Source organism: Streptomyces sp. NPDC096046, from assembly GCF_040303285.1.
GTDB lineage: Bacteria > Actinomycetota > Actinomycetes > Streptomycetales > Streptomycetaceae > Streptomyces.
The window spans coordinates 42,914-62,825 of record NZ_JBEOSZ010000048.1 but is presented as its reverse complement, the minus strand read 5'-3'; the positions used below and the strand labels follow the sequence as shown (position 1 = coordinate 62,825).

At 69.0% G+C, this 19,912-nt stretch carries 19 protein-coding genes, 1 tRNA gene and 1 pseudogene; 8 read left to right on the top strand and 13 right to left on the bottom strand.

Features of this window, described 5'->3' with window-relative positions:
- Positions 1–86: 86 nt before the first annotated feature.
- On the bottom strand, positions 87–317 hold the full coding sequence (locus tag ABTX62_RS30965) for a DUF2277 domain-containing protein (protein ID WP_283969960.1): 231 nt from the start codon (positions 315–317) through the stop codon (positions 87–89).
- Between the two features lie 102 nt (positions 318–419).
- Here ABTX62_RS30965 and ABTX62_RS30960 point away from each other — a divergent pair, with 102 nt between their 5' ends.
- Together ABTX62_RS30960 and ABTX62_RS30955 are read left to right on the top strand one after the other, a co-directional pair.
- The gene (locus ABTX62_RS30960) at positions 420–1,322 is read left to right on the top strand and encodes a ketopantoate reductase family protein (RefSeq protein WP_352119267.1); all 903 of its coding nucleotides are present in this window, start codon (positions 420–422) and stop codon (positions 1,320–1,322) included.
- A 187-nt stretch (positions 1,323–1,509) separates the two neighbouring features.
- Positions 1,510–2,206: pseudogene (locus tag ABTX62_RS30955) on the top strand (IS256 family transposase); the annotation flags it as partial.
- 189 nt (positions 2,207–2,395) lie between these two features.
- Here the strand turns inward: ABTX62_RS30955 and ABTX62_RS30950 are convergent.
- The 6 genes from ABTX62_RS30950 to ABTX62_RS30925 all read right to left on the bottom strand — a co-directional run bounded on the left by ABTX62_RS30950 (position 2,396) and on the right by ABTX62_RS30925 (position 7,191).
- Positions 2,396–2,851, bottom strand: coding sequence for a hypothetical protein (locus ABTX62_RS30950; RefSeq protein WP_352119272.1), 456 nt, complete (start codon positions 2,849–2,851; stop codon positions 2,396–2,398).
- Positions 2,852–3,056: 205 nt separating this feature from the next.
- Entirely contained in the window at positions 3,057–3,449 is a 393-nt protein-coding gene (locus ABTX62_RS30945) for a hypothetical protein (RefSeq protein ID WP_352119266.1), read from the bottom strand.
- Positions 3,449–5,719 (bottom strand): glycoside hydrolase domain-containing protein, encoded by a 2,271-nt coding sequence (locus tag ABTX62_RS30940; protein ID WP_352119265.1) that lies wholly within the window; start codon positions 5,717–5,719, stop codon positions 3,449–3,451. Before ABTX62_RS30940 ends, ABTX62_RS30945 begins: the two co-directional genes overlap by 1 nt.
- Positions 5,720–5,751: 32 nt before the next feature.
- Entirely contained in the window at positions 5,752–6,198 is a 447-nt protein-coding gene (locus ABTX62_RS30935; RefSeq protein ID WP_352119264.1) for a peptidase inhibitor family I36 protein, read from the bottom strand.
- A gap of 236 nt (positions 6,199–6,434) precedes the next feature.
- Positions 6,435–6,827, bottom strand: a complete 393-nt coding sequence (locus ABTX62_RS30930; protein WP_352119263.1) for a hypothetical protein — start codon at positions 6,825–6,827, stop codon at positions 6,435–6,437.
- A 241-nt stretch (positions 6,828–7,068) separates the two neighbouring features.
- Positions 7,069–7,191, bottom strand: a complete 123-nt coding sequence (locus tag ABTX62_RS30925; protein ID WP_352119262.1) for a hypothetical protein — start codon at positions 7,189–7,191, stop codon at positions 7,069–7,071.
- An 847-nt stretch (positions 7,192–8,038) separates the two neighbouring features.
- Between ABTX62_RS30925 and ABTX62_RS30920 the strand changes: the two genes are divergently transcribed.
- Positions 8,039–8,392 carry a DUF8825 domain-containing protein gene (locus tag ABTX62_RS30920; RefSeq protein WP_352119261.1) on the top strand — a complete coding sequence of 118 codons (354 nt, stop codon included), beginning with the start codon at positions 8,039–8,041 and terminating at the stop codon, positions 8,390–8,392.
- Here the strand turns inward: ABTX62_RS30920 and ABTX62_RS30915 are convergent.
- Positions 8,293–8,718 carry a DUF305 domain-containing protein gene (locus ABTX62_RS30915; protein ID WP_352119271.1) on the bottom strand — a complete coding sequence of 142 codons (426 nt, stop codon included), beginning with the start codon at positions 8,716–8,718 and terminating at the stop codon, positions 8,293–8,295. The genes ABTX62_RS30920 and ABTX62_RS30915 overlap by 100 nt on opposite strands.
- Before the next feature lie 4 nt (positions 8,719–8,722).
- A complete protein-coding gene (locus ABTX62_RS30910) occupies positions 8,723–8,818 on the bottom strand; it encodes a hypothetical protein (RefSeq protein ID WP_352119270.1) in 96 nt (31 codons plus the stop codon).
- A 218-nt stretch (positions 8,819–9,036) separates the two neighbouring features.
- On the opposite strand from ABTX62_RS30910, the gene ABTX62_RS30905 reads away from it, so the two are divergent.
- Together ABTX62_RS30905 and ABTX62_RS30900 are read left to right on the top strand one after the other, a co-directional pair.
- Complete coding sequence (locus tag ABTX62_RS30905; protein WP_352119260.1) at positions 9,037–9,678, top strand: HAD family hydrolase; 642 nt, start codon at positions 9,037–9,039, stop codon at positions 9,676–9,678.
- A gap of 95 nt (positions 9,679–9,773) precedes the next feature.
- A complete protein-coding gene (locus ABTX62_RS30900; protein WP_352119259.1) occupies positions 9,774–10,955 on the top strand; it encodes a helix-turn-helix domain-containing protein in 1,182 nt (393 codons plus the stop codon).
- A 1,148-nt stretch (positions 10,956–12,103) separates the two neighbouring features.
- Here ABTX62_RS30900 and ABTX62_RS30895 read toward each other — a convergent pair.
- Positions 12,104–12,175: transfer RNA gene (locus ABTX62_RS30895), tRNA-Val, on the bottom strand.
- A gap of 212 nt (positions 12,176–12,387) precedes the next feature.
- Here ABTX62_RS30895 and ABTX62_RS30890 point away from each other — a divergent pair.
- Positions 12,388–13,161 carry a DUF4097 family beta strand repeat-containing protein gene (locus ABTX62_RS30890; RefSeq protein ID WP_352119258.1) on the top strand — a complete coding sequence of 258 codons (774 nt, stop codon included), beginning with the start codon at positions 12,388–12,390 and terminating at the stop codon, positions 13,159–13,161.
- A gap of 74 nt (positions 13,162–13,235) precedes the next feature.
- Positions 13,236–14,633: a hypothetical protein gene (locus ABTX62_RS30885; protein ID WP_352119257.1), complete on the top strand. Its 1,398-nt coding sequence runs from the start codon at positions 13,236–13,238 to the stop codon at positions 14,631–14,633.
- A gap of 19 nt (positions 14,634–14,652) precedes the next feature.
- Here ABTX62_RS30885 and ABTX62_RS30880 read toward each other — a convergent pair whose 3' ends face one another.
- The 3 genes from ABTX62_RS30880 to ABTX62_RS30870 form a co-directional block, all read right to left on the bottom strand.
- Positions 14,653–15,807, bottom strand: coding sequence for an amidase domain-containing protein (locus tag ABTX62_RS30880; protein ID WP_352119256.1), 1,155 nt, complete (start codon positions 15,805–15,807; stop codon positions 14,653–14,655).
- Positions 15,808–15,929: 122 nt separating this feature from the next.
- On the bottom strand, positions 15,930–17,207 hold the full coding sequence (locus tag ABTX62_RS30875) for a polysaccharide deacetylase family protein (protein ID WP_352119255.1): 1,278 nt from the start codon (positions 17,205–17,207) through the stop codon (positions 15,930–15,932).
- 54 nt (positions 17,208–17,261) lie between these two features.
- The gene (locus ABTX62_RS30870) at positions 17,262–19,418 is read right to left on the bottom strand and encodes a transglycosylase domain-containing protein (RefSeq protein ID WP_502998041.1); all 2,157 of its coding nucleotides are present in this window, start codon (positions 19,416–19,418) and stop codon (positions 17,262–17,264) included.
- A gap of 242 nt (positions 19,419–19,660) precedes the next feature.
- Between ABTX62_RS30870 and ABTX62_RS30865 the strand changes: the two genes are divergently transcribed.
- Entirely contained in the window at positions 19,661–19,885 is a 225-nt protein-coding gene (locus ABTX62_RS30865; RefSeq protein ID WP_352119253.1) for an FmdB family zinc ribbon protein, read from the top strand.
- The last annotated feature ends 27 nt before the right edge of the window (positions 19,886–19,912 follow it).

Here is a 19,912-nt window from a genome sequence, read left to right as displayed (position 1 = left end):
CACCCAGTACGAGGGCTTGCACCCGGCACGCCGAGAGCACGCACCGGACGCCGCTCCTTGACGGGCAAACGTTGCCTGCCGCGGCACTAGCCCGCTTTCCTGGCCGCGGCCCCGCGGACCTCGAGACCGTCCAGCAACTCGGCCGTGGCCCGCGCAACGGCCTCCACGGCGCGGTCGAACACCTCCTGGTTGTGAGCGGCGGGGGCGCGGAAGCCCGAGACCTTCCGCACGTACTGCAAAGCGGCGGCGCGTACGTCCGCCTCGGTGGCCTCTTCGGGCATCGCGGGCGGACGCAGCGTCTTGATACTCCGGCACATGCCCCCAGTCTCGCCCCTCCGGCCCTCCCACGACAGCGATACCTGCCATGATCGCTCCCAGGCGGCCACCGTCCCGGGGCCGACCGACGAGAGGAACTCCTCGTGGCGAACCAACTCACCGTGGCCGTCCTGGGCCCCGGCGGCGTGGGCGGCCTGCTCGCCGCCCTGCTCTCCCGCACCGGCCACCGCGTGATCTGCCTGTCCGGCGAGAGGACCGCCGAGGCCCTGCGCACCGACGGCCTCCAGGTCCGCAGCGCCCGCTTCGGCGACTTCACCGCCCGCGTCGAGGCCGACACCGAACTGCGGGAACCGGTCGACGCGTGCCTGGTCACCGTCAAGCACACCACCCTCGACGCCGCGCTGGCGCGGGTGCCCGCACCGGTGCTGTCCGACGGCCTGCTCGTGCCGTTCCTGAACGGCGTGGAACATCCGGCGGCCCTGCGCGCCCGCTACCGTCCCGACCGCGTCGCCCCCGCCGTCATCCGCGTCGAGTCGACCCGCGTGGCCCCGGGCGTCGTCGAACACGGCAGTCCTTTCGCGGAGATCGACCTGACCGGCACGGACGTGCCCCGGGCCCGCCTCGACGCCCTCGCCGAGGCCTTCACCGCGGCCGGTCCGGCCACCCGTGTGCTGGAGGACGAGACGGCGGCCCTGTGGGCGAAGATGTCGTTCCTGGCGCCGTTCGCCCTGCTGACCACCCGCTACGGCCTCCCTCTCGGCGAGGTCCGCACCCGCCACCGCGACGAGCTGACGGCCCTGGTGGAGGAGACCGCCGCGATCAGCCGCGCGTGCGGCGGCCCGGCGGACCCGGCCCAGGCCCTCGCCCGCTACGACGCCTTCCCGCCATCGACGAAGTCCTCGATGCAGCGCGACGCCGAGGCCGGCCGGCCCCTCGAACTGGACGCCATCGGCGGCGCGTTGCTCCGCGCGGCCGAGCGGCACGGGACCCCGGCCCCGGTGGTGGCCCGGGTGGTGGGCGAGGTGTCCTGTGCCATCGAATTTTAAGTGGCGTGGACCACTATGTGTCCCATCTCAAATGACCTGGTCCGAAGCAGCAGCTGTGGCCTGGGGCGACCAGAACAGTTGAGACACCTGAAGCGGCCGAAAATCTCAGTTGGTCTGGACCCTGGCGTATGAACACTGGCTGTCGTCTCAGCTTGACTGTGTCGGACATCTTGGAGTTGCCGAGGTGGCGGGCCAGGGCGACGAGACCGGCCGTCGGCTGGTGGTCCGCAACGGCTACCGCCAGCCCCGGAAGGTCACCATCGCGGCCGGAGCAGTGGAGGTGAAGGCCCTGCGGGTGAACGACAAGCGCGTCGACGAAGCCACCGGCGAGCGCAAGCGGTTCTGCTCCACGGTCCTGCCGTCGTGGTGCCGCAAGTCCCCGAAGATCAGCGAGGTGCTGCCACTGCTCTACCTGCACGGTCTGTCCTCCGGCGACTTCGTGCCTCCCCCCTGGAGCAGTTCCTCGGCAGCGCGGCGGGGCTCTCCCCGGCCACGGTCACCCGGCTCACGCAGCAGTGGCAGGCCGACCACGCCGCATGGACCGCGACCTGTCGGAGGTCGACTACGTGTACGTGTGGGCCGACGGCATCCACCTCAACGTCTGCCTGGAGGAGCCCAAGGCGTGCGTCCTGGTGCTCATCGGGGTCCGCGCCGACGGCTCCAAGGAGCTGGTCGCCCTCAAGGACGGCTACCGCGAGTCGGGTGAGTCGTGGACCGGCCTGCTGCGGAACTGCGCCCGCCAGGGCTTGCGCGCTCCCGTCCTCGCGGTCGGGGACGGAGCCCTGGGCTTCTGGAAGGCCCTGGTCGAGGTGTTCCCGGAAACCCGCGAGCAAAGGTGCTGGGTTCATAAGACGGGCAATGTCCTCGACGCCATGGCGAAGTCTCCGCCGTCGTACCAACCGGGTTGCTCGCCACCGCGATCAGCACGGTCAGAGAGGGGACTTGCTCACCGGAACGGGAGCGCAGGGACGACGGGCACCTCGACATCTGCATCGATCGGCGGAACTATCCGAGCATGCCCGCCGATCATGCTGCCGCACCGGGAAGCTGCAAGATTCCCGACAGAGCCAAGCTCAGCGGTAGGTCGCAGCCTTTCTGCGGCGGTTCGGGAGGAACGGGTCGATGGATCCAGCACCGGATCCGGGGCCGGCGTCCTCGCCACGAATGCGGCTCGCAAGCCGGGCGAGTCTGGGATCACCGGGGCGGACGTCGATCTGGAAGTGGGACTCCTTGACCGGCTTCGCGTGTCCACCCCAGCCGATGACGCCCTGGCAGTCGGCAAGGATGTCCGCAACGACGACCTTCTCCAGTTCGGACAGACCGGTGCCCCTCTGTGCTCCCAGCGGGTAGAAGAGCGGGCGGATCCCGATCGCCGTACCGGACAGGTGGTTCGACTCGAAGCCGGCGCCGACAGGGCCGCGGTCCGTGTGACCCTGCACGTCGCCGGAGCGGAGCATGTCGATCTCGTACGCGAAACGGCGAGCCACATGGAGCAGCACCGTGGCCACGTCCCCTTTCAACAGCGGCACGTCGACGTCGGTGCCTTGACTCGGAAGCGTCCGATGCGGTCGCTGTCGATGACGGGCCAGCCGTTCTGCGACCGTCGGCCACGCCACACGCCCGGATCGGGCACGGCTGCGGCAGTGGTGGAAGCAGTCGCGAGGAGGGCTCCCGCGGTGACGCCCGCAGCCAGGCCGAGCGCCTGACGGCGAGTGAATATGTGAGCGGTGTCGCTCAACGCGTGTGTCCTTTCCGGTAGCGGCGGTAGGCAAGGACCGCCAACGTCACCAGGCAGCCGGTCAGCACGGCCATACAGGTGAAGAAGAGTGGATTGACCCAGATGCTCACGAGTTCCTTCCGCTCGCCGTTGTCCCAGTAGCAGGTGGCGTGCAGCGGAAAAGTGCCGTCTTCGTAGCGGTCGAAGCGGACGATGGGACGCCGGTCGAAGAAGTCGGGACACGCCTGCGACGGAAAGGCGAAGTGGACCTGAGACCAGCCGAGCAGATAGCACAGGGTTCCGGTGGCGGTGGATGCCTTGATCAGGCCGAGGAGCCGTCGGCCCTTCCGGACGCGCACGAAGGCCAGGCCGAAGCCGACAAAGAGCACCGCCATGATCCAGGAGTCCATCAGGGCGAACCGTCCGCGAACAGCTTGGCGTGGTTGGACTTCAACTTCGCCTGGCTGCGGGCCTCCAGCCCGGCGCGAGCGATCAGCGCTTCCGCGAAGCCGAGGCAGTAGTTCCTCAGCCGGTCCTCCGGAAGCAGGTGGGAAAGGACCATGGCGGCTCCTCCCGTCTGCTGTTCGAGGAAGATACGTCCGACATTGATGAGCGGGTCGTCGATCGACGTGAGGATGTAGAACGCCGCGTCCCTCGCGGTGGCCTGTGATGTGCCGAACCGCTTGGCGACGTAGTCCTTGAACCGCGTCACCCCGCCGGTCTCCTCGTAGTGCTCGCGCATCGCGGTGGTGATGGGGGTGCCGGCCCGCATCTTCTCAGCCAGGAGGAATCCGTCGGCGTCCTCGACGAGGTCGTTGAAGCCGAACGAGGAGACCACGCCGATCTTGCCGAGGCGTTCGGTGCAGTAGGTGTAGCCGTTGGCGTAGGAGTCGCTGTCCCGGCGCCACTCGCCGTAGAACGTCATGATGTCTCCGGCCCACCCGGCCACGTCACCCCGATTGGCCTTGCTCTTGTCGGCCAGAGGTGGCTTTAGCATGTGTCCGGCCGCAGTGGCCAGGAGGTGCTGTGGACCCAGAGTCTGCCCCGTGAAGGGGTCGGTGAAGTCGGACAGCAGCTCGACCGCCCGGCTGTCGGCGTAGGCGATGAACTCCCAGTCGACATCGCCGATCAGGTTCTTCCACTCGCGCCCTGCATAGCGCTCCTTCCGGTAGTAGTCCGTGACCAACCGGTTTGGATCGCCCTTTCCGTAGCTCTTGGCGAGGTTGTACAGCTGGCCAATGTTCGCGAGAAAGTCGGCGGCGGGTGAGACGGCACGGTGGACGTCCTTCTGGCCGTTGTCGGAGCCAGCCCGGTGTGCGTCGCGGTCCAACCAGAACGTGTCACTGCCGTTGGTGACCTTGTACTCCTTGATCTGATTGAACGACCAGTTCGCCGGCAAGGGGAAGCCGAGGTTGCCGGAGAACCCCCAGGACATGCCGGAAACGAACGAATGTGCGGCGTAGGTCTCCTTCGTCACCTGCGTGCACACGTTCCGGGAACCGTATACGCCGTGGATGTACCGCTTGCCCTTCGACGCGAGGCCGGAGCTGACCCCGCGGAAGTACTCCAGGATTTTCGGCATGTCCTCCTGGGTGGCGTCATAGTCGACTGCGAAATAGATCACGGTGCCGCGGTTGAAACCGAAGTGGACCGCTTGGTCATGGGCAAATTGGCCGTGCTTGTACCCGTTGCCCCAGTAGTACTCCGCCAGGCTCCTGCCGTTGTCCTGGAAGATCGGGAAGACGCGCAGGCCTGCTTTGAAGATGTTGTCGAGTTCACCCTGCTCCAGCATCTTCGAACCGCCGCCCGCTGAGGCCTCGTTGAGGTACCGGCCGACGTACCGGTAGCCGTCGGCGTACATCCTGGCGCCGCGGGACGGAGTGATCGTGTAGGCGGTGTCGGAAGCGTTGACCGGCCGGTCGGGATCCCCCATGGACACCAGGAGTTGCGCCCATGTGGTGTAGTCGCCCCTTCCCGTGACGGGGAGCTGGGAGAACGTCTGGAACGCCCTCACCCAGCCTTCGACATCACCGTCCCAGGAGTCGGTGAAGTGGGTGGCGGCATTGGGCTCGCCGTATCCGGGAACGGGCTCGTTGAACACGCAAGCCGCAGAAAACAGTTGGACGAAGAGGCCGGACGACCCGGGCCCGACAGGGTGCGCTTTGATGCCAGCCTGCGTGCCGGGGCCGAAGTTGCCGTTCGCGTCCGCCTCCGCGATGCCGACCGCGAGCTGGATCGCCTTCATCAGCGACTGCTGCACGTCCCGCGAGTAGATCCCGTCGGTGGGTCCGATGGAGAAGGTCTTCTTCATCCAGTACTTCTTGTTCAGCCACTGCTGGATGGACCGGATCTTGTCCGTGCCACCGGCGACAGTGATGTAAGCGTCCATGTTCATGAGGGCTTTGAGCACCTTCGCCTGGACCACCCCGCCGTCTTGGGGCAGACCCATGTTCTCCTTCACCTTGTCGACCGACGCCGCGGCGACCGTGTCGAACTCGGCCACCGCCGTGTCGCCGCCCCAGTACCCCTTGCAGAACAGGGCGTGGCGGATGAGTTCGACGATGTTGGTGTTCTTCTTCCACCCGATGCCGATGGTGCCGAGCGCGGTGACCTTGGCGAGGGTGCCGTCCCCGAAGTTCGCCACGACGGGGCTGACGCCGAGCTCATGCTGCAATCCCATGATGAGGGAGTACATGGTGGCCCAGCCGGTCTTTAGTTCAGCGGCCAGCGACCGACCCAGTAGTAGACCGAGCTGAGCTTGTCGCGGAACCCGTAGTCGCCGAGGTTCTTCTTGCCGCTGCTGGAGAACTGAAGGCGCCTTCCGTTGTAGTTGGCGTCCTGGTACAGGCACCAGTAGTCGGCGGCGCACTTGTCGCGTGGGTCAGAAGCTCGAAGCTTGGCGGCCTTCACAGATTCCTCACGGACCAGTTCCGGCAGCTGCGGGTCCGCGAGGGATTCCTCGTTCGTGTCGTAGCAATGGAATTCCCCGTTGGGAAGCTCGGTGCAGATGTTGGCGCCCTCCCACGACTCGGCGAGGTTGATCTCCCGCCCGTCGTACTCGGCGATCACCGGGTTCACCGGCGGCGTCGGATCCGCAGTGGGATCCTGGGATGCCGTGGCCGTCGGTTCCGCGGTGGGTTCCTCTGCTGCGTGCACCATCGTGCCCGCGCCCAACAGGAGAGCACCAGCAGAGGCTGCGGCTAAGGGGTCCTTTCACTATGAGCGTCCGATCAGGTCGCGTGGTCTGGTGCCGTGCATCGCAAGGCGCCGGAGCGCCCATGTAGCGGAGCTACCTGGGCGTTTCGGCAACGCGGCGAGGTGCGGTGCCAGGCCGCGCGACCCGGACGGGCATAGTGAAAGGACCCCTAAGAGGGCGGAGACAAGGGGTCTGCGTATCAAGAGGTTTTCTCCATAGTCGTGTCGTAGTGGTGCAATCTGGTCCCCTCAGGGCCGTACACGTTCAGCACGTATCCCTGAGCGAGGCTGACGCCCTGCCCGGTGAGGAAGGACGTCAACGTCTTGTCGAAGTCGTCGAAACCGGGCCCGTAGCCGGAGCGCTTGCGGGTCCACACCGTCAGCTCCAGCACGCCTTGGCGGTTCGCGTACTTGAGGCCGTACACATCCCGGTGTCCGCCGGCATTCCGGTAGCGGGCTGCCAGGTCGCTGTCGGCGCCGGCTGGGGATGCGCTGATGGTCGGGGGGCCGTCGACACTGCTCCTCGAAGATTCTGTGCAGCCCGAAATCAGAGCGACTGTGGCCAACAGGAGTGCGGGAAGCGTTCGTTTCACCGCGCCAGTGTGGCAGCACGACCATCTACACCTGCTGGCGAGCAAGCCAATCGACAGCCCGGCGACGCTTCGAGTCGACACCGGCCCCAGCACCCTCGCTGGGAGCAGCGGTCCACCCTGAATCGGAGTGAGGTCGCTGCCGGGGTACACCCGGTCGACGCCCCTGTACTGCTTGAAGCAGGGTGACGGAGGAGGCGACGCGGTCGCTGAACTTGCCGTCGATGCCGCCACCGTCAAAGCCCTAGCAGTACAGCGCGGACTGGACGATGCGTATGAAGCCGGCGGACGGCGCGGTGGACGTGTTGATCTTCAGTTGCTTCGACCGGAGTGTGGACAGAGTGGTGGGGCCGAAGTTGTCCGACAAGAGCTGATCCCCAAGTTCCCACTAGACGGCTCGGGTGAGGGCGTACATGACCGGCCAGCCTGCTCTACCCCTCCTCGACGGTCACGCTGATACGACTGCCATACACCTTGTTGACGAACGTCTGCGCTCGCAGAACCATCTCGTCGGCCATAGGGGGTGGCTTCTCCTTCAGTGGGCGCGCTACGGCGAGGGACAGGACAGGCAGGGAACACGGACGCCACGCTCTCGCCCCTTGCCGAGAAGCAAGAACACCGCGAAGAGCGCTGGTTGGATACCGCCGACGGTCAGGGAAGCAGGACGCGACAGAGCGACGACTGCGCAGGCAGACAAGCGCGAACAGACGGCACCGATGGCCAGCATCGCAGCATGACAATGCACCCCTCCCCGTGGCAACTCGGTCCCCCGGTCGCCTCTTGACTGGCGTACACAGCAACGGACTGGTCAAGATCCGCTGCATGAGGTCAATACCATAGGCACAGGTAAGTGCCGGGTAACAAGAGGCAACTCCGGCATCCCGCTCCGGCTGGCGTGAAACCCCCCCGGACGACCCGGATCCGGCCGAATGACCGTCGATGCCGGGCCTCGTCCAGGAGTTCGCGGGCCCGTCCGAGCTGAGTGATGGCGATGGTCTTGCCGGTGCCGGAGGCCGGAGACGCTCAGACTGCGACGGACTCTGATCGCGTGTCCGGATCCGGATCCGCCTCCGCGAACTGACCCAACGCTACTCCTGACCACCCGCACCCCGTACCGATGAGACCTCGATGGCACAGGACACGAGGTATACCCATCCGCCTGAACCACAGGAAGGAACTCGCCTGCCAAATTCGAACAGGCGTATCATTGGGTCGTGGCTACGACCTATGACTTTCCGAGTGACCTCCTGGCCGGTCAGGAGGAACTCCATCAGGTCCGGGCCGAGCTCTCGGCCCTGCTGAAGCGGCTTCCCTGGTCGGTGGAGCCGCTGGACGGTTTCAGCGACGACAACGGCTGGCGCAAGGTGGAACGCCCCGCCTCGCCCGGCTGGACCGCCGACGAACAGGCCGAAGTGGAGAAACTCCGGCGACGGGAGCACGAACTCGCGGTGTTCGTCAGCACCCACCGCTACTGGTCCGAACTCACCGGCCCCGAGCGGGTGGCGGCCCGCTCGGGGCTGAAGCACGCGCACGAGGCCCCGCCGGAGGAGACCGGCGGAACCTCCTGACGCCCGAGGGGATCAGCCCTTGCCGCCCGCATGCCGTTCATCTCACGGATCTCGGCCTGCCTGGCGGTGACGATGTCGTCGGCCATGGCCCGGGCGGGGCCGTAGCGGCCCTCGCCCTGCTCGGTCCGGGCCATCTCCACGGCCCCCTCGTGGTGCTCGACCATCAGGGTCAGGAACTGGACCTCGAAAGCCTTGCCCGTCAGCCGCTCCAGCGCGGCCCTGTCCTGCTCACTGATCATGCCGGGCCTACCGGAGTGGCCCGAGCCGGAGTGATCCCCGCCGCAGCCCGTGGACCCGGGAACGTCCGCGCCCCAGGTCTCAGCCAGCCGGTCATGGTCCGGATCTGCGGATCCGCGCCTTCTCGATCCGCCCGGCGAGATCCCGGACCGCCCCGGAGGAGGCCCGGCCACAGCCCACCCGCGCCATCTCCAGCGCCTGCCGGTGGTGCGCGATCACGCCCTGCGCGAAGGCGATGTCCTGGGGGTTGTTTCGAGGAGCGCTGTTGATCTGACCTGGTGACCGGCCTGGTTCTCGCCCGCGTGGCCGACCGAACCACCAGCCCTGTCACTCAGCCGCTCCGCGCGCCCCATCTCGTCTTCGGACGGGAGGGGGCGCTGTGGTTGTGCCCGGATTACCCTGCTCACATGATTCGCGCTGTGATCTTCGACGTCGGCGAAACCATCACCCGCGATGACCGGTACTGGGCATCCTGGGCCGACTGGCTCGACGTCCCTCGGCACACCCTGTCCGCGCTCGTCGGCGCGGTCGTCGCCCAGGGCCGCGACAACGCCGACGCCCTGCGCCTGGCCCGGCCCGGCATCGATGTCGCTGCCGAGTACCGGACCCGCGACGCCGCCGGCCACGGTGAGCACCTTGACGAAAGCGACCTGTACGAGGACGTCCGCCCTGCCCTGGCGGAGTTGCGGCGGCTCGGGGCACGGGTCGTCATCGCCGGAAATCAGACCGCCCGCGCGGGTGAACTGCTGCGGGCCCTCGACCTGCCTGCCGATCTGGTGGTGACCTCTGGGGAGTGGGGGGTGGCCAAGCCCTCCAGGAAGTTCTTCCGTCGGGTGCTGGACGTGGCCGACGCGGCGCCCGCCGAGACGGTGTACGTCGGTGACCACCCCGCCAACGACGTGATGCCCGCTGCGGCAGCCGGGCTGCGCACGGCGCATCTGCGGCGTGGTCCGTGGGGGCACCTGTGGGCCGACGATCCGAACGTGATGGCCACAGCAGACTGGCGCATCGACAGCCTCATGGACCTGACCGCGATCGTGGACCGGTAGCTTGTCCCCCTCCGCCGTTGCCGGGCGGAGAAGCCAGTACTCGCGGCGTGACACAGCGGCTACCGTTCGGAGTGGACGCACCGAACGGAGCCACTATGCCCAGCCCCGGCACACGCGAGGTAGGCCAGCGCATCGCCACGATCCGACGGGTGCGGCGGATGACACAGGTCGAACTCGCCCGCGCAGCGTTCGTCTCCCTCGCCACTGTGAAGGCCATCGAACGCGGCGCCCGCTCGCCCAGCGACGACACACTCGACTCGATCGCGGCAGCCCTCAGCGTCGACCCGAGCCGCATCATCACGGGCAGTACCCGCACCGACGGCCGCGTCCACGCCGCGATCCCCGCCATCTCCGCCGCCATCAGCGCCTACGACATCCCCACCGGCACCGCTCCCCGTCCACTGCCCGAACTCGGTGCTGCTGTGGGCCAGCTGGTGCAGTGGCGCCTGGGCGCCCGGTACGCACAGATCGCTGATCAAGCTCCGCACCTCCTCGGCGATGCTCTCGCCGTGCTGCATCAAACCACGGGCGCCGACCGAATCCGCGCCGCCCAACTCCTCGCCGTCACCGCACGCTCGGCCGACGCGGTCGCCTACAAGTTCGGGCACCAAGACTTGTCCGCCCGCCTGGTCGAGCTGATGCGCTGGGCCGCCGAACAGACCGACGACCGCATCGCCCAGGCCACCGCCGCCTACGTGCGCACCGAGACGTTCTTCACTGCTCGCGCCCATGCGCAGGGCCTCATCGCCTTGGAGCAGGCAATCGACGCCGGCCCCAGCCCGCTGAGCCGGGACACGACGGCTGCCCGCGGCGCACTGCACATGCGAGCCGCAGTGATCGCCGCCCGGGCCCGTGACGCCGATGCCGCGTCCCTCCACCTGACCGAAGCCCACCGGCTCGCCGAGGCCGTACCGGAGGACGCCTACGACGGCACGCAGTTCGGCCCGGACACCGTGCGTGCACACGAAGTGTCCGTAGCAGTCAGCCTGGGCCAAGAGCATCTCCAGCAAGCCTTGGACGTCGCGGACGAGTGGACGCCCCCGACCGACATGCCGGCCGAGAGACAGTCCGGTTTCTGGATCGAGCTGGCTCGCGCCCAGGTCTGGGCCGGGCACCCTGGCGATGCCTTCGAGTCGCTGAAGGTGGCCCGCTTCATCGCACCCCAGCACACCCGCGAACACCCCTGGGCGCGCGAGGCAGCCGCGACGCTGCGCCGCTTGAAGCGCGCAGACGCCGAATCCCTGACCAGCTTCGCCGACTGGATCGGTGCCGTCTGAGGGGATACACGCTGTATCCCTTCCGTCCCCTGTAGCGGCCCATCATCTGTCGGTAATCACCGGACAGAAGATGGGAGCCGTAATGAGCAGCCGCACCGAGCCACCCGTCAGGGTGCAGGGCTCCGTGAGTATCGCCCGTCTCGAGGAGCGTGCGCCCTGGCACTGGGGTGTCGTCAGCCGCCCCCTGTCACCGGTCGGCCGCGCCCAGCGGAGGGTAGGCCGACTGTGGAACATCGTGTCCTGCGGGTGCCATAAGGCACCCACGCAGCACGCCGGGCGGACAAGCTGAGGCCGGCCGTGGACGCTACCTGCGGACCTCTCGCCATGCTGCCCCTGCCGAACGTTTCCTCCCTGTCGCTGCGGCAGACCGAAGGCACAATCTGCGTATGGTGCGGCGCCGGGCTCGTCCCCTGCACCGCCCGCGACCTCGGCCCGCGTCCCAGCCCCGGCTGGGGACTGATCTTCCCCCGCGGTTGCGGCAAGTGCGTTCGCGAGAAGGCAGCCGAGGTGTACAGACTGCACGTCTCCAAGTGTGGTGCGTGCCTCCGAAACCAGCAATGCGCGGACCGGACGGGCCTGCGGCGCCTCGCATCGGTGGGTGGGCCGTGACACTCTCCGCATCCCTCCCGCCTCCGACCGAGCTGACGTACGACCAGTACCAGGGATGGGCCTGCTGTTGGTGCGGCGCCTCGCTGAGGAACGGCGGAATCAGCGCAGGCATATCCCGCGGCGGCGTCCGCGCTTACAGGCTCGACGTCGAGGTTTACGCCTGCCTGCCATGCACCTACCTACGAAGCCTTCGGCTGCGCCGCCGGTAGTCACATACGCCGCGAAACCTGACGGGCCTCCGAGGGCTCCCGCCCCGGCCCCGAACCCTGGGTAGTCCAGCGCCGGGGCGGGTCTCACACGCACCACCACCATGGCGCGAGGGAGAGGCATGTTCGGTCACTCCGGCCGTCTGCCCACCAGCCCCGCCATACCGCAGGGCCTCGTCACCGCCCGCCCTTGGGGGCTCGATGGTGAGCAGCTCAGGGATAGCGGTGGCCCACTGCGACGCGTCCTGGGGGGTGCCGCCTACGAGCCTCTTCCCCATCACGCGAAAGGCCCCCAGGAAGTCCTGAGGGCCTCTCGTCTGCTGCTCGGTACCGTGGGCGCGGACGGTTTCGAACCGCCGACATCCTGCTTGTAAGGCAGGCGCTCTACCCCTGAGCTACGCACCCGGCTCCCGGACCACGCGTCCAGGACGAGTCGACAGCCTACATCGCCGGGGGCACGGTCCCGCAAACCCGTATCGCGGCGCACCCCGAGGTCCCGCACCTGAGGTTAACCCCACCCCCGATCCGGGAGTGGCCCGGATCCCCCGGCGGGCCCCGGATCCATACGGTCGTAGAGCGCACCGCAGCGCCCGCCGTCCGTCCAGGGGGAGACCGTCATGACCGCACTCACCGCCACCGCCCGCGCCACCGCCCTCGCCGGTGCCGTCGTCGTGCTCGTCGCCGGTCTCAGCGCCTGCGGGGCGTCCGCCGGGGACGACACGGACCCCGACCACCGGTCCTTCGGCCTCCAGGGCCGCACTCTCACCGTCGACTCCGACGACTCGGCCCTGGAGATCGTCGCCGACGGCGACAACGCGGCGGGCAGGATCGAGGTCACCCGCTGGTTCAAAGGGTCGGTCGTCGTCGGCGAGGAGCCCGAGGTGACCTGGGACATGCGGGACGACCGCCTGGTGCTGCGGCTGAAGTGCTCCGGCGTCGTCGCCGACTGCTCGGCCAAGCACCGCATCGAGGTGCCCCGCGGCATCACCGTGAAGGTGCGGGACGGCGACGGCAGCGTCCGCGCCCGGGGATTCCGCGACCCCCTGGACATCCGCACCGGCGACGGCTCCGTCCGCGTCACCGACACCACCGGCCCCCTGGAGCTGCGCACCGGTGACGGGTCCATCCGGGCGAACGTCTCCTCCCGCGAGGTCCGCACCCGCACCGGCGACGGCTCGGTCCGCCTCGAACTCGGTGTCGTACCGGACCGGGTGGAGTCCCGCAGCGGCGACGGCTCCGTGACCATCGCACTGCCCCGGGCCGCGTACCGCGTGACCACCGAGACCGGTGACGGCGGCGTCAATGTGTCCGTGCCCCGCGACGAGAGCAGCTCCCATGTGGTCTCCGCCCACACCGGCGACGGGAAAGTGACGGTGCGAACGGCGAACTGACCGGGCCGTGTGTTCGTCCTCTACCGGTGGGAGAATGACACCGGGCAGGGTGGACCACAGCACGGGAGAGGGATGTGACGGCGACACCAGCGCAGCCGTACTCGCCGTCGGTGTCGCGCGCGCATCGTCCGCGCCGCCGCGGCCGCGTTCCCGGCCCGCTCCGCGACACGCTCGCCCTGACGATGCTGCCGCTGCTGGCCGCGCTGGCCCTGCCCGCCGCCTTCGCGGGCGGGGGCACCCGGCGCTGGTTCGGCGGCCGGGCCGAGAACCAGCGGGCCGAGGCCCAGGCCGCGAAGGACGCCGCCGCGGCGGCCTTCTACGAGCTGGACACCGCCCAGCGCGACCTGCGCATCTCGATCGAGACGATCACCGCCGTCGACGACTCCCCCGCCGCCCGGCGCGTCGTCGCCGACTTCGACGCCCTCGGCCGGCGCATCGACGAGGCCAGCCACCGGTACATCGACGCCGTCGACGCCCACGATCTCGACCGCGACGACCTGGAGGCCTCCGCCGCCTCCCGCGCCCGCGGCGAGCTGACCGCCGCCAAGGAGGAACTCGGCCGGGTCAAGCAGGAGCTCGACCGCTTCACCGACGGCCTCGGCACCCTCCTCGGCAAGGCCGAGACGCAATTGGCCCGCCTCGCCCCCGCGGTCGAACGCGCCCGGCAGGCCCTGCTCGCCGCCTCCAACGCCCTCGACGCCGTCCGGGCCTCGGGCCTGAAGGCGGACGACCTCGCCGCCCGGCTCGCCGCCCTCTCCCCGGAGCTCACCAAGCTGAACCAGGGCGCCGGGCAGCACGGCGTGCCGCAGACCCTGGAGCGGGCCGAGCGGGTCACCCGCGAGGCCGAGGCGGTCCGTGTGGAGGCCGAGCGGCTGCCGGACCGTGCCGCCGAGATCGACCGCCGGCTCGTCTCCCTGCGCACCCGCGCCCAGGCCCTCACCACCCGCTCCGAGCAGGTCGAACCGACTCTGAGCGAACTCCGCCGCCGCTTCACCGCGGCCTGCTGGCAGGACCTGCAGCACGTCCCCGACTCCGCCGCGGAGAGCGTCCGCCGGGCCGAGACCAGGCTGGCCGAGGCGCACACCGCCCGCGGCGAGCAGCGCTGGGCCGACGCCACCGCCCTGCTGTCGACCGTACGGGCCCTGCTGAACAGCACCGACGAGGCCGTCTCGGCCGCCGGCGACCGGCTGCACCGGCTGAACGCCGTGCAGAAGGACCCCCAGCAGGAGATCGAGCGCACCCGCTTCGCCATCCGCGACGCCCAGCGTCTCGCCATGGCCGGCCGCAACACCCCCGACCCGCGCCACGCCCGCCCCCTGGACGACGCCGTGTCCCGCCTGGACCGCGCCATCGCCCTCCTGGAGGAGCGTCACCCCGACTACTGGCACTTCCTCACGGAGACGGAGGCGGTCCGCCGGACGGTGGCCCGCGTGGTCTCCGGGATCCGCGAGGAGCGAGGGGCCGGGCACTGAGCCCGGCCCCGGTCCGGTCTCAGGTGCGGTAGGCGTAGTAGTACGCGTTCGGGTACGACGCGACGAGGCTCGCCACCGACCTGCGGAAGGTGTTGTTGGAGTGGTAGGTCACGTACGGCACACCACCGCTCTTGTACGTGACGATCATCGTGTGGTCCTTGGACCCGTCCCGATCGAAGTCCAGCTGGAGGACGTCACCGACCTCGAGCTGGAAGACGTTGGCGAGGGGCTTGGTCCGCTTGGAGTTCTGGGCGAACCAGGACCATTCGTTGACGCCGATGAACGAGTGCGACTGGATGTCGGCGTTGCCGAACCACCTGGTGTAGTCGTACACATAGCCGGGGACGTGCTTCCAGCCGCCCGCCTTCAGGGACTGGCTGACGAAGTTGGTGCAGTCGCCGCCTGCGCCGCGGCCGCCGAAGTCCGGGTAGTCCTTGTTGTAGGCGTTCCAGTGCTTCTCGGCGTAGGCCGCCATGGCCTTGTAGTCGTACGCCGTGCCGGTCTTCGGGGCGGCGGCCGGGTTGCGGGTGGTCGCCGCGCGCGGGGCGTTCGGCATGGTGTCGGCGGCGGTGGCCGCCTTGACGGGGGCGGGCTTGGAGAGCGTGTTCACCGCGAGACCGCCCTGGTCGGTGTCGCGGATGCCCGTCAGTCGCCAGTCGCCGTGCCGGTCGGCCTTGAAGGTCAGCTCGTGCCGGGCCTGGAAGCCGGTGGTCTTCGGCGCGTCGTCACGGGCCCGGGCGTAGGTCAGGGTCGTGGTCTCGGTGACCTCCGCCTTGGCCGTGCGGCCGGTCACCCGTGTGGCGTCCAGGGTGACGGTGGTGCGGGCGCCGCGGTACCTCTCGCCGGCCTTCGCCAGCTTCTGCTTGCGCTGCCCCAGCGCGGACCGGGTGGCGTCCTCGGCACGGGCCGTGCCCGAGGACAGCTCGACGTCGTCGGAGAAGCCGTCGGTCAGCGGCTTGTCCGCGTCGGCCTGCCCGCCGTCGACCAGGGCGTTGGTGCGGTCGGTGAAGACCGCGTCCGCCAGCCGCTGGAAGGTGGCCCTGGTCCGCGCGTCCACCGTCGGGTCGTCGCTGACCGCCGCGCCCGCGCTCCAGTTGGGCAGCAGGGCGACTCCGGCGACGACCGAGGTCGCCGCGGCCCCGAGTATCGTGACGCGACGGCGCGTCCCGCTCAATTTCCTTGATTTCACTCGTTTTTCCCCTCTTGCCCCGGCCGAAGGGTTACCGGGGTAGGAGATTTTTGCATGAAGTGTGCGGCCTCTGTGAAGGGCGTTGCGCCTGTTACTTTCGGACCTGATCACTTCACGACCGTCGACCAGTCGGGCGACTGTGCCGGGTCCAGGCCGCGCAGTCGTTGCAGGGTCCCGGGCTCCTGCACATCGAGCCAGTCGGCCAGTTCCCTGAAGGACACGCATTCGACGTCCTTCTTGGTGCACATGCCCTTGATGACCCGGTCGACGGCCCGCATGTAGATGCCGCCGTTCCAGTCCTCGAAGTGGTTGCCGATGAACAGCGGGGCCCGGCTGCCGTAGTACACGCGGTTGAAGCCGGACATGTAGGAGGCGACGGTCTGCTCCTCCCACTCGGGGTACTTCGCCGGATCGCCTTCGGTCTCACCCTCGGACTGGTTGTAGAGGAAGTTGAAGTCCATGGACAGGCCCTGGTACTTGCCCCCCTCGTAAGGGAGCATCTGCAGCGGGAAGTCCCATATGCCGTTCTTCTTGCGGGGCCATATCTGGAAGTCGCCCGCGGAGCTGGCGTCGTAGCGCCACTTGTAGCTCTTGGCGGCCTTCAGCAGGTTCTCCTGGCCCTCCAGGCAGGGCGCCCGTCCGCCGGTGACCTCCTTCCTGAAGTCGAACGGCAGCGGGTCGATGTCCTTGAATCCGGTGTTGGTCTTCCACTTCTCGACGAAGTCGTAGAACTGGTCGATCTCGCTCTTCCACTCCGCGACACTCCAGTCGCCGCCGCCCTTCTTGCCGCAGAAGTGGCCGTTGAAGTGGGTACCGATCTCGTTCCCGTCCTGCCACGCCTTGCCGAGCTGCTCCAGCGTGGTGCGGATGTGCTCGTCGGTGGGGAAGCTGATCGCCGCCGAGCCCTTGGAGTGCTGGGGCGGGGCGTAGAGGTCCTTCTTGCTCTTGGGCAGGAGGTAGATGCCCGTGAGGAAGAAGGTCATGTGGACGTCGTACTCCTTCGCCAGCTCCCGGTAGTGCGAGAAGAGCCCGTCGTCGCCCTGCAGCGCACCGTCCCAGGAGAAGACGACGAACTGGGGGGGCTTCTCACCCGGTTTGAGCGGCACCGGCTTCAACTGCCCCTTCGGGGGTCCGGTGTAGGAGGTGGAGCCGTCCCCCAGGACCTTCGTCCGGCCGTCCCACTCGGGTTCCCGGTCCGCCTTCGCCGAGGGCTTCGCGCGGCCCGGGGAGGAGGCGGTCGGGGCGGTGGTGTCCGAGGGGGTCAGGGCCAGATAGCCCGCGACCAGCGACGCGACGACGAGGATGGCCGCCAGGGTCAGCACCCTCGGCGACGCGGTGCGGCGGGGTGCGCGGGGTCGGCGGCGGCGGCCGGACGGCGGATTCATGCGCGACTCATTCTCCGAGGGGGTGGGGGTACGGGTCGGTGCCGGGCGCGGGGGTCATCCGATGCCGCGGGCACCGGACCAGATGCGGTACGGGACGCTGTCGTCGAGGGAACCCGCGATCCCCTTCAACGGCAGGGGTTCGAGGCTCTTGGCGAGGTCGATGCGGTAGGCCACCACGGCCGTCGACACGGAGTTGGCCGTGCCGACGTACCAGGCGGCGGTGTCGTTCTGCGTGGTGCCGGCCTTCCCGGCCACCGCGGTGGTCGTGGCCGCCCCCGGGCGGGCGGTGCGGAAGGCGTCCGTGAGGGCGGACTGGACCGCCGCGGCCACGTTCGCCTTCACCGCACGGCGGGACGCGGGTTTCGTCAGCGCGACCTCGGTGCCGTTGCGGGTGATCCGGGCCACCGAGTACGGCTCGACGTGCGTGCCGGCGGCGGCGAACGTGGCGTATCCGCTGGCCATGCGGATGGCGCTGGGTGTGGCACTGCCCAGCGACATCGCGGGCACCTGCGGTCCGAAGCTGGAGGAGAGCAGGCCTGCCCGCTGGGCGGTCTCCCGCACCTTGTCCAGGCCGGTGTCCATGCCGAGCTGCATGAACGGCGTGTTCACCGACAGGGCGAGCGCCCGGCTCAGACTGATCTGGCCGTAGGACTTCTTGCCGTCGTTGTGGGAGGTGACCTGCTTGCCGCCGCGGTCCCAGTAGGGGCCCTCGGGGGTCCTGACGGCGATGCCGTCGTCCCCGTCGTACAGCGTCTGCGGGGTGACCTCGGTCGCGGCGCCCTCCCGGGTCTTGTGCACGCCGTGCTCCAAGGCGGCGGCGTAGACGAAGGGCAGGAAGGCCGAACCGGCGGGCACGGTGGTCGCGTTGGACTCGTTGTAGCCCTGGGTACGGTGATCGGGGCCGCCGTGCATGGCGAGGATCCGGCCGTCGGCGGCCACCGAGGCGGCACCGAAGTGCAGGGACTTCGCCTTGGCCGGGTCCTCTTTCCGCGCCTGCTTGCGGGCCTTGGACACGGCGTCGGTGAGCGCGCTCTCCTGCTTGCGGTCGAAGGTCGTGTAGATCTGGTAGCCGCCGAAGTCGAACTCCTTGTCCGAGATGTGCGCCGCCTTCTTGGCGTACTGGGCGGCCAGTTCCAGGAGATAGTCGCTCTGCTTGCCGGTGTCGAACCCGGGCGCCCGCTCCAGCGGCTCGGGGAACGCCTTGTACCGGGCCCGCTCGGCCTTCGACAGGGTGCCGATGTCGACCATGCGGTCGAGGATCCAGGTCCAGCGCTCCACCGCACGGGCGCGGTTGGCCTGGCTCAGGGCCGGGTCATAGAGTCCCGCGCCCTTGAGGAGGGAGGAGAGGAAGGCGGCCTCGCTGACGTTGAGTTCGCCGACGTCCTTGCCGTAGTAGGCCTGGGCGGCGCGCTGGATGCCGTAGGTGCCGCGGCCGAACCAGCTCGTGTTGAGGTAGCCCTCGAGTATGTCGTCCTTGCTCATCCTGTTGTCGAGCTTGAGGGCGATCATGGCCTCGGTGAACTTGCGGCGTACGGACCGGTCCTGGCTGAGGTAGACGTTCTTGACGTACTGCTGGGTGATGGTGGAGCCGCCCTGGGTGTCTCCCCGGCCGACCGTGCGCCACAGGGCGCGGGTGAGGCCGGTGACGGATATGCCGGGGTCGCTGTAGAAGCTCGCGTTCTCCGCCGCCAGCACCGCGTCGCGGACGTCCTCGGGTATGTCCTTCAGCGGCATCGCCTGCCGCCGCACCCAGCCGGTGCGGGCCATGGGCGTCCCGTCGGACCAGAAGTAGACGTTGTCCTGCTGTGTGGCATACGAGTTGAGGTTCTGGGGGATGTCGGTGGCGGCGTAGGCGGAGCCCAGGAGGACGAACATCAGGCCGGTGAACGTCAGCGCGGCACCGAGCCACTGCCGCAGTGAGGGCGCCCAGCGGCGCCAGCCGGTGCGGTCGGCGTGCGGGTAACGGGGCCTCAGTCGGCGGGCGCCGGCGGCGAGGCGGGTGGCCGGCCGCGCCAACGCCGGCGGTGCGGGGGGAAGACGGGACAGGAGGGGGGGCCGGGGGGCTCTGCGCCGACGGCGCGACCGGCCGGGACCACTCCCGTCGGGGGCCGCACCGGACGATGTGTTCGCCTTGTCGGTCGCGGCCACCTCGACGACGCGCAACAGCACGGTCTGGTCCGCGTTCATCGAACCCGGGACCTTCAACTGCATGGTCTCGTCCGGTTCCTGCCCAGCCTTGGACACGACTGCGTCTCCCTCCCCCTCAGGTGGTGCTCCGCGCGGAAGGACTCGGCTGCCTGGGTCAACGACAGCGAGTCCTCACCATCCCCCGCTTGTACGGCTCCTCGCGGCATTCGAAAAGCTATCAGCGGCTTTTACAGTTCCTCCACACCGGTACGGCAAGAGTGATCTCAAAGAGCGTGACTTCCGTCGGTGCGGATTACCCTGTCCCCATGCCTCGCTACGAGTACCGCTGCCGGACCTGCGGCGACACCTTCGAACTCAGCCGTCCCATGGCGGAGTCCTCCGACCCCGCGGCCTGCCCCTCCGGTCACGACGACACGGTGAAGCTTCTCTCCACGGTCGCGGTCGGCGGCTCGGCCTCCGCCCCGGCCCCGGCACCCGGCTCGGGTGGCGGCGGCGGTGGCGGCTGCTGCGGTGGCGGCTGCTGCGGCTGACGCCCCTCCCCGGTTTCCTCAGCAGTT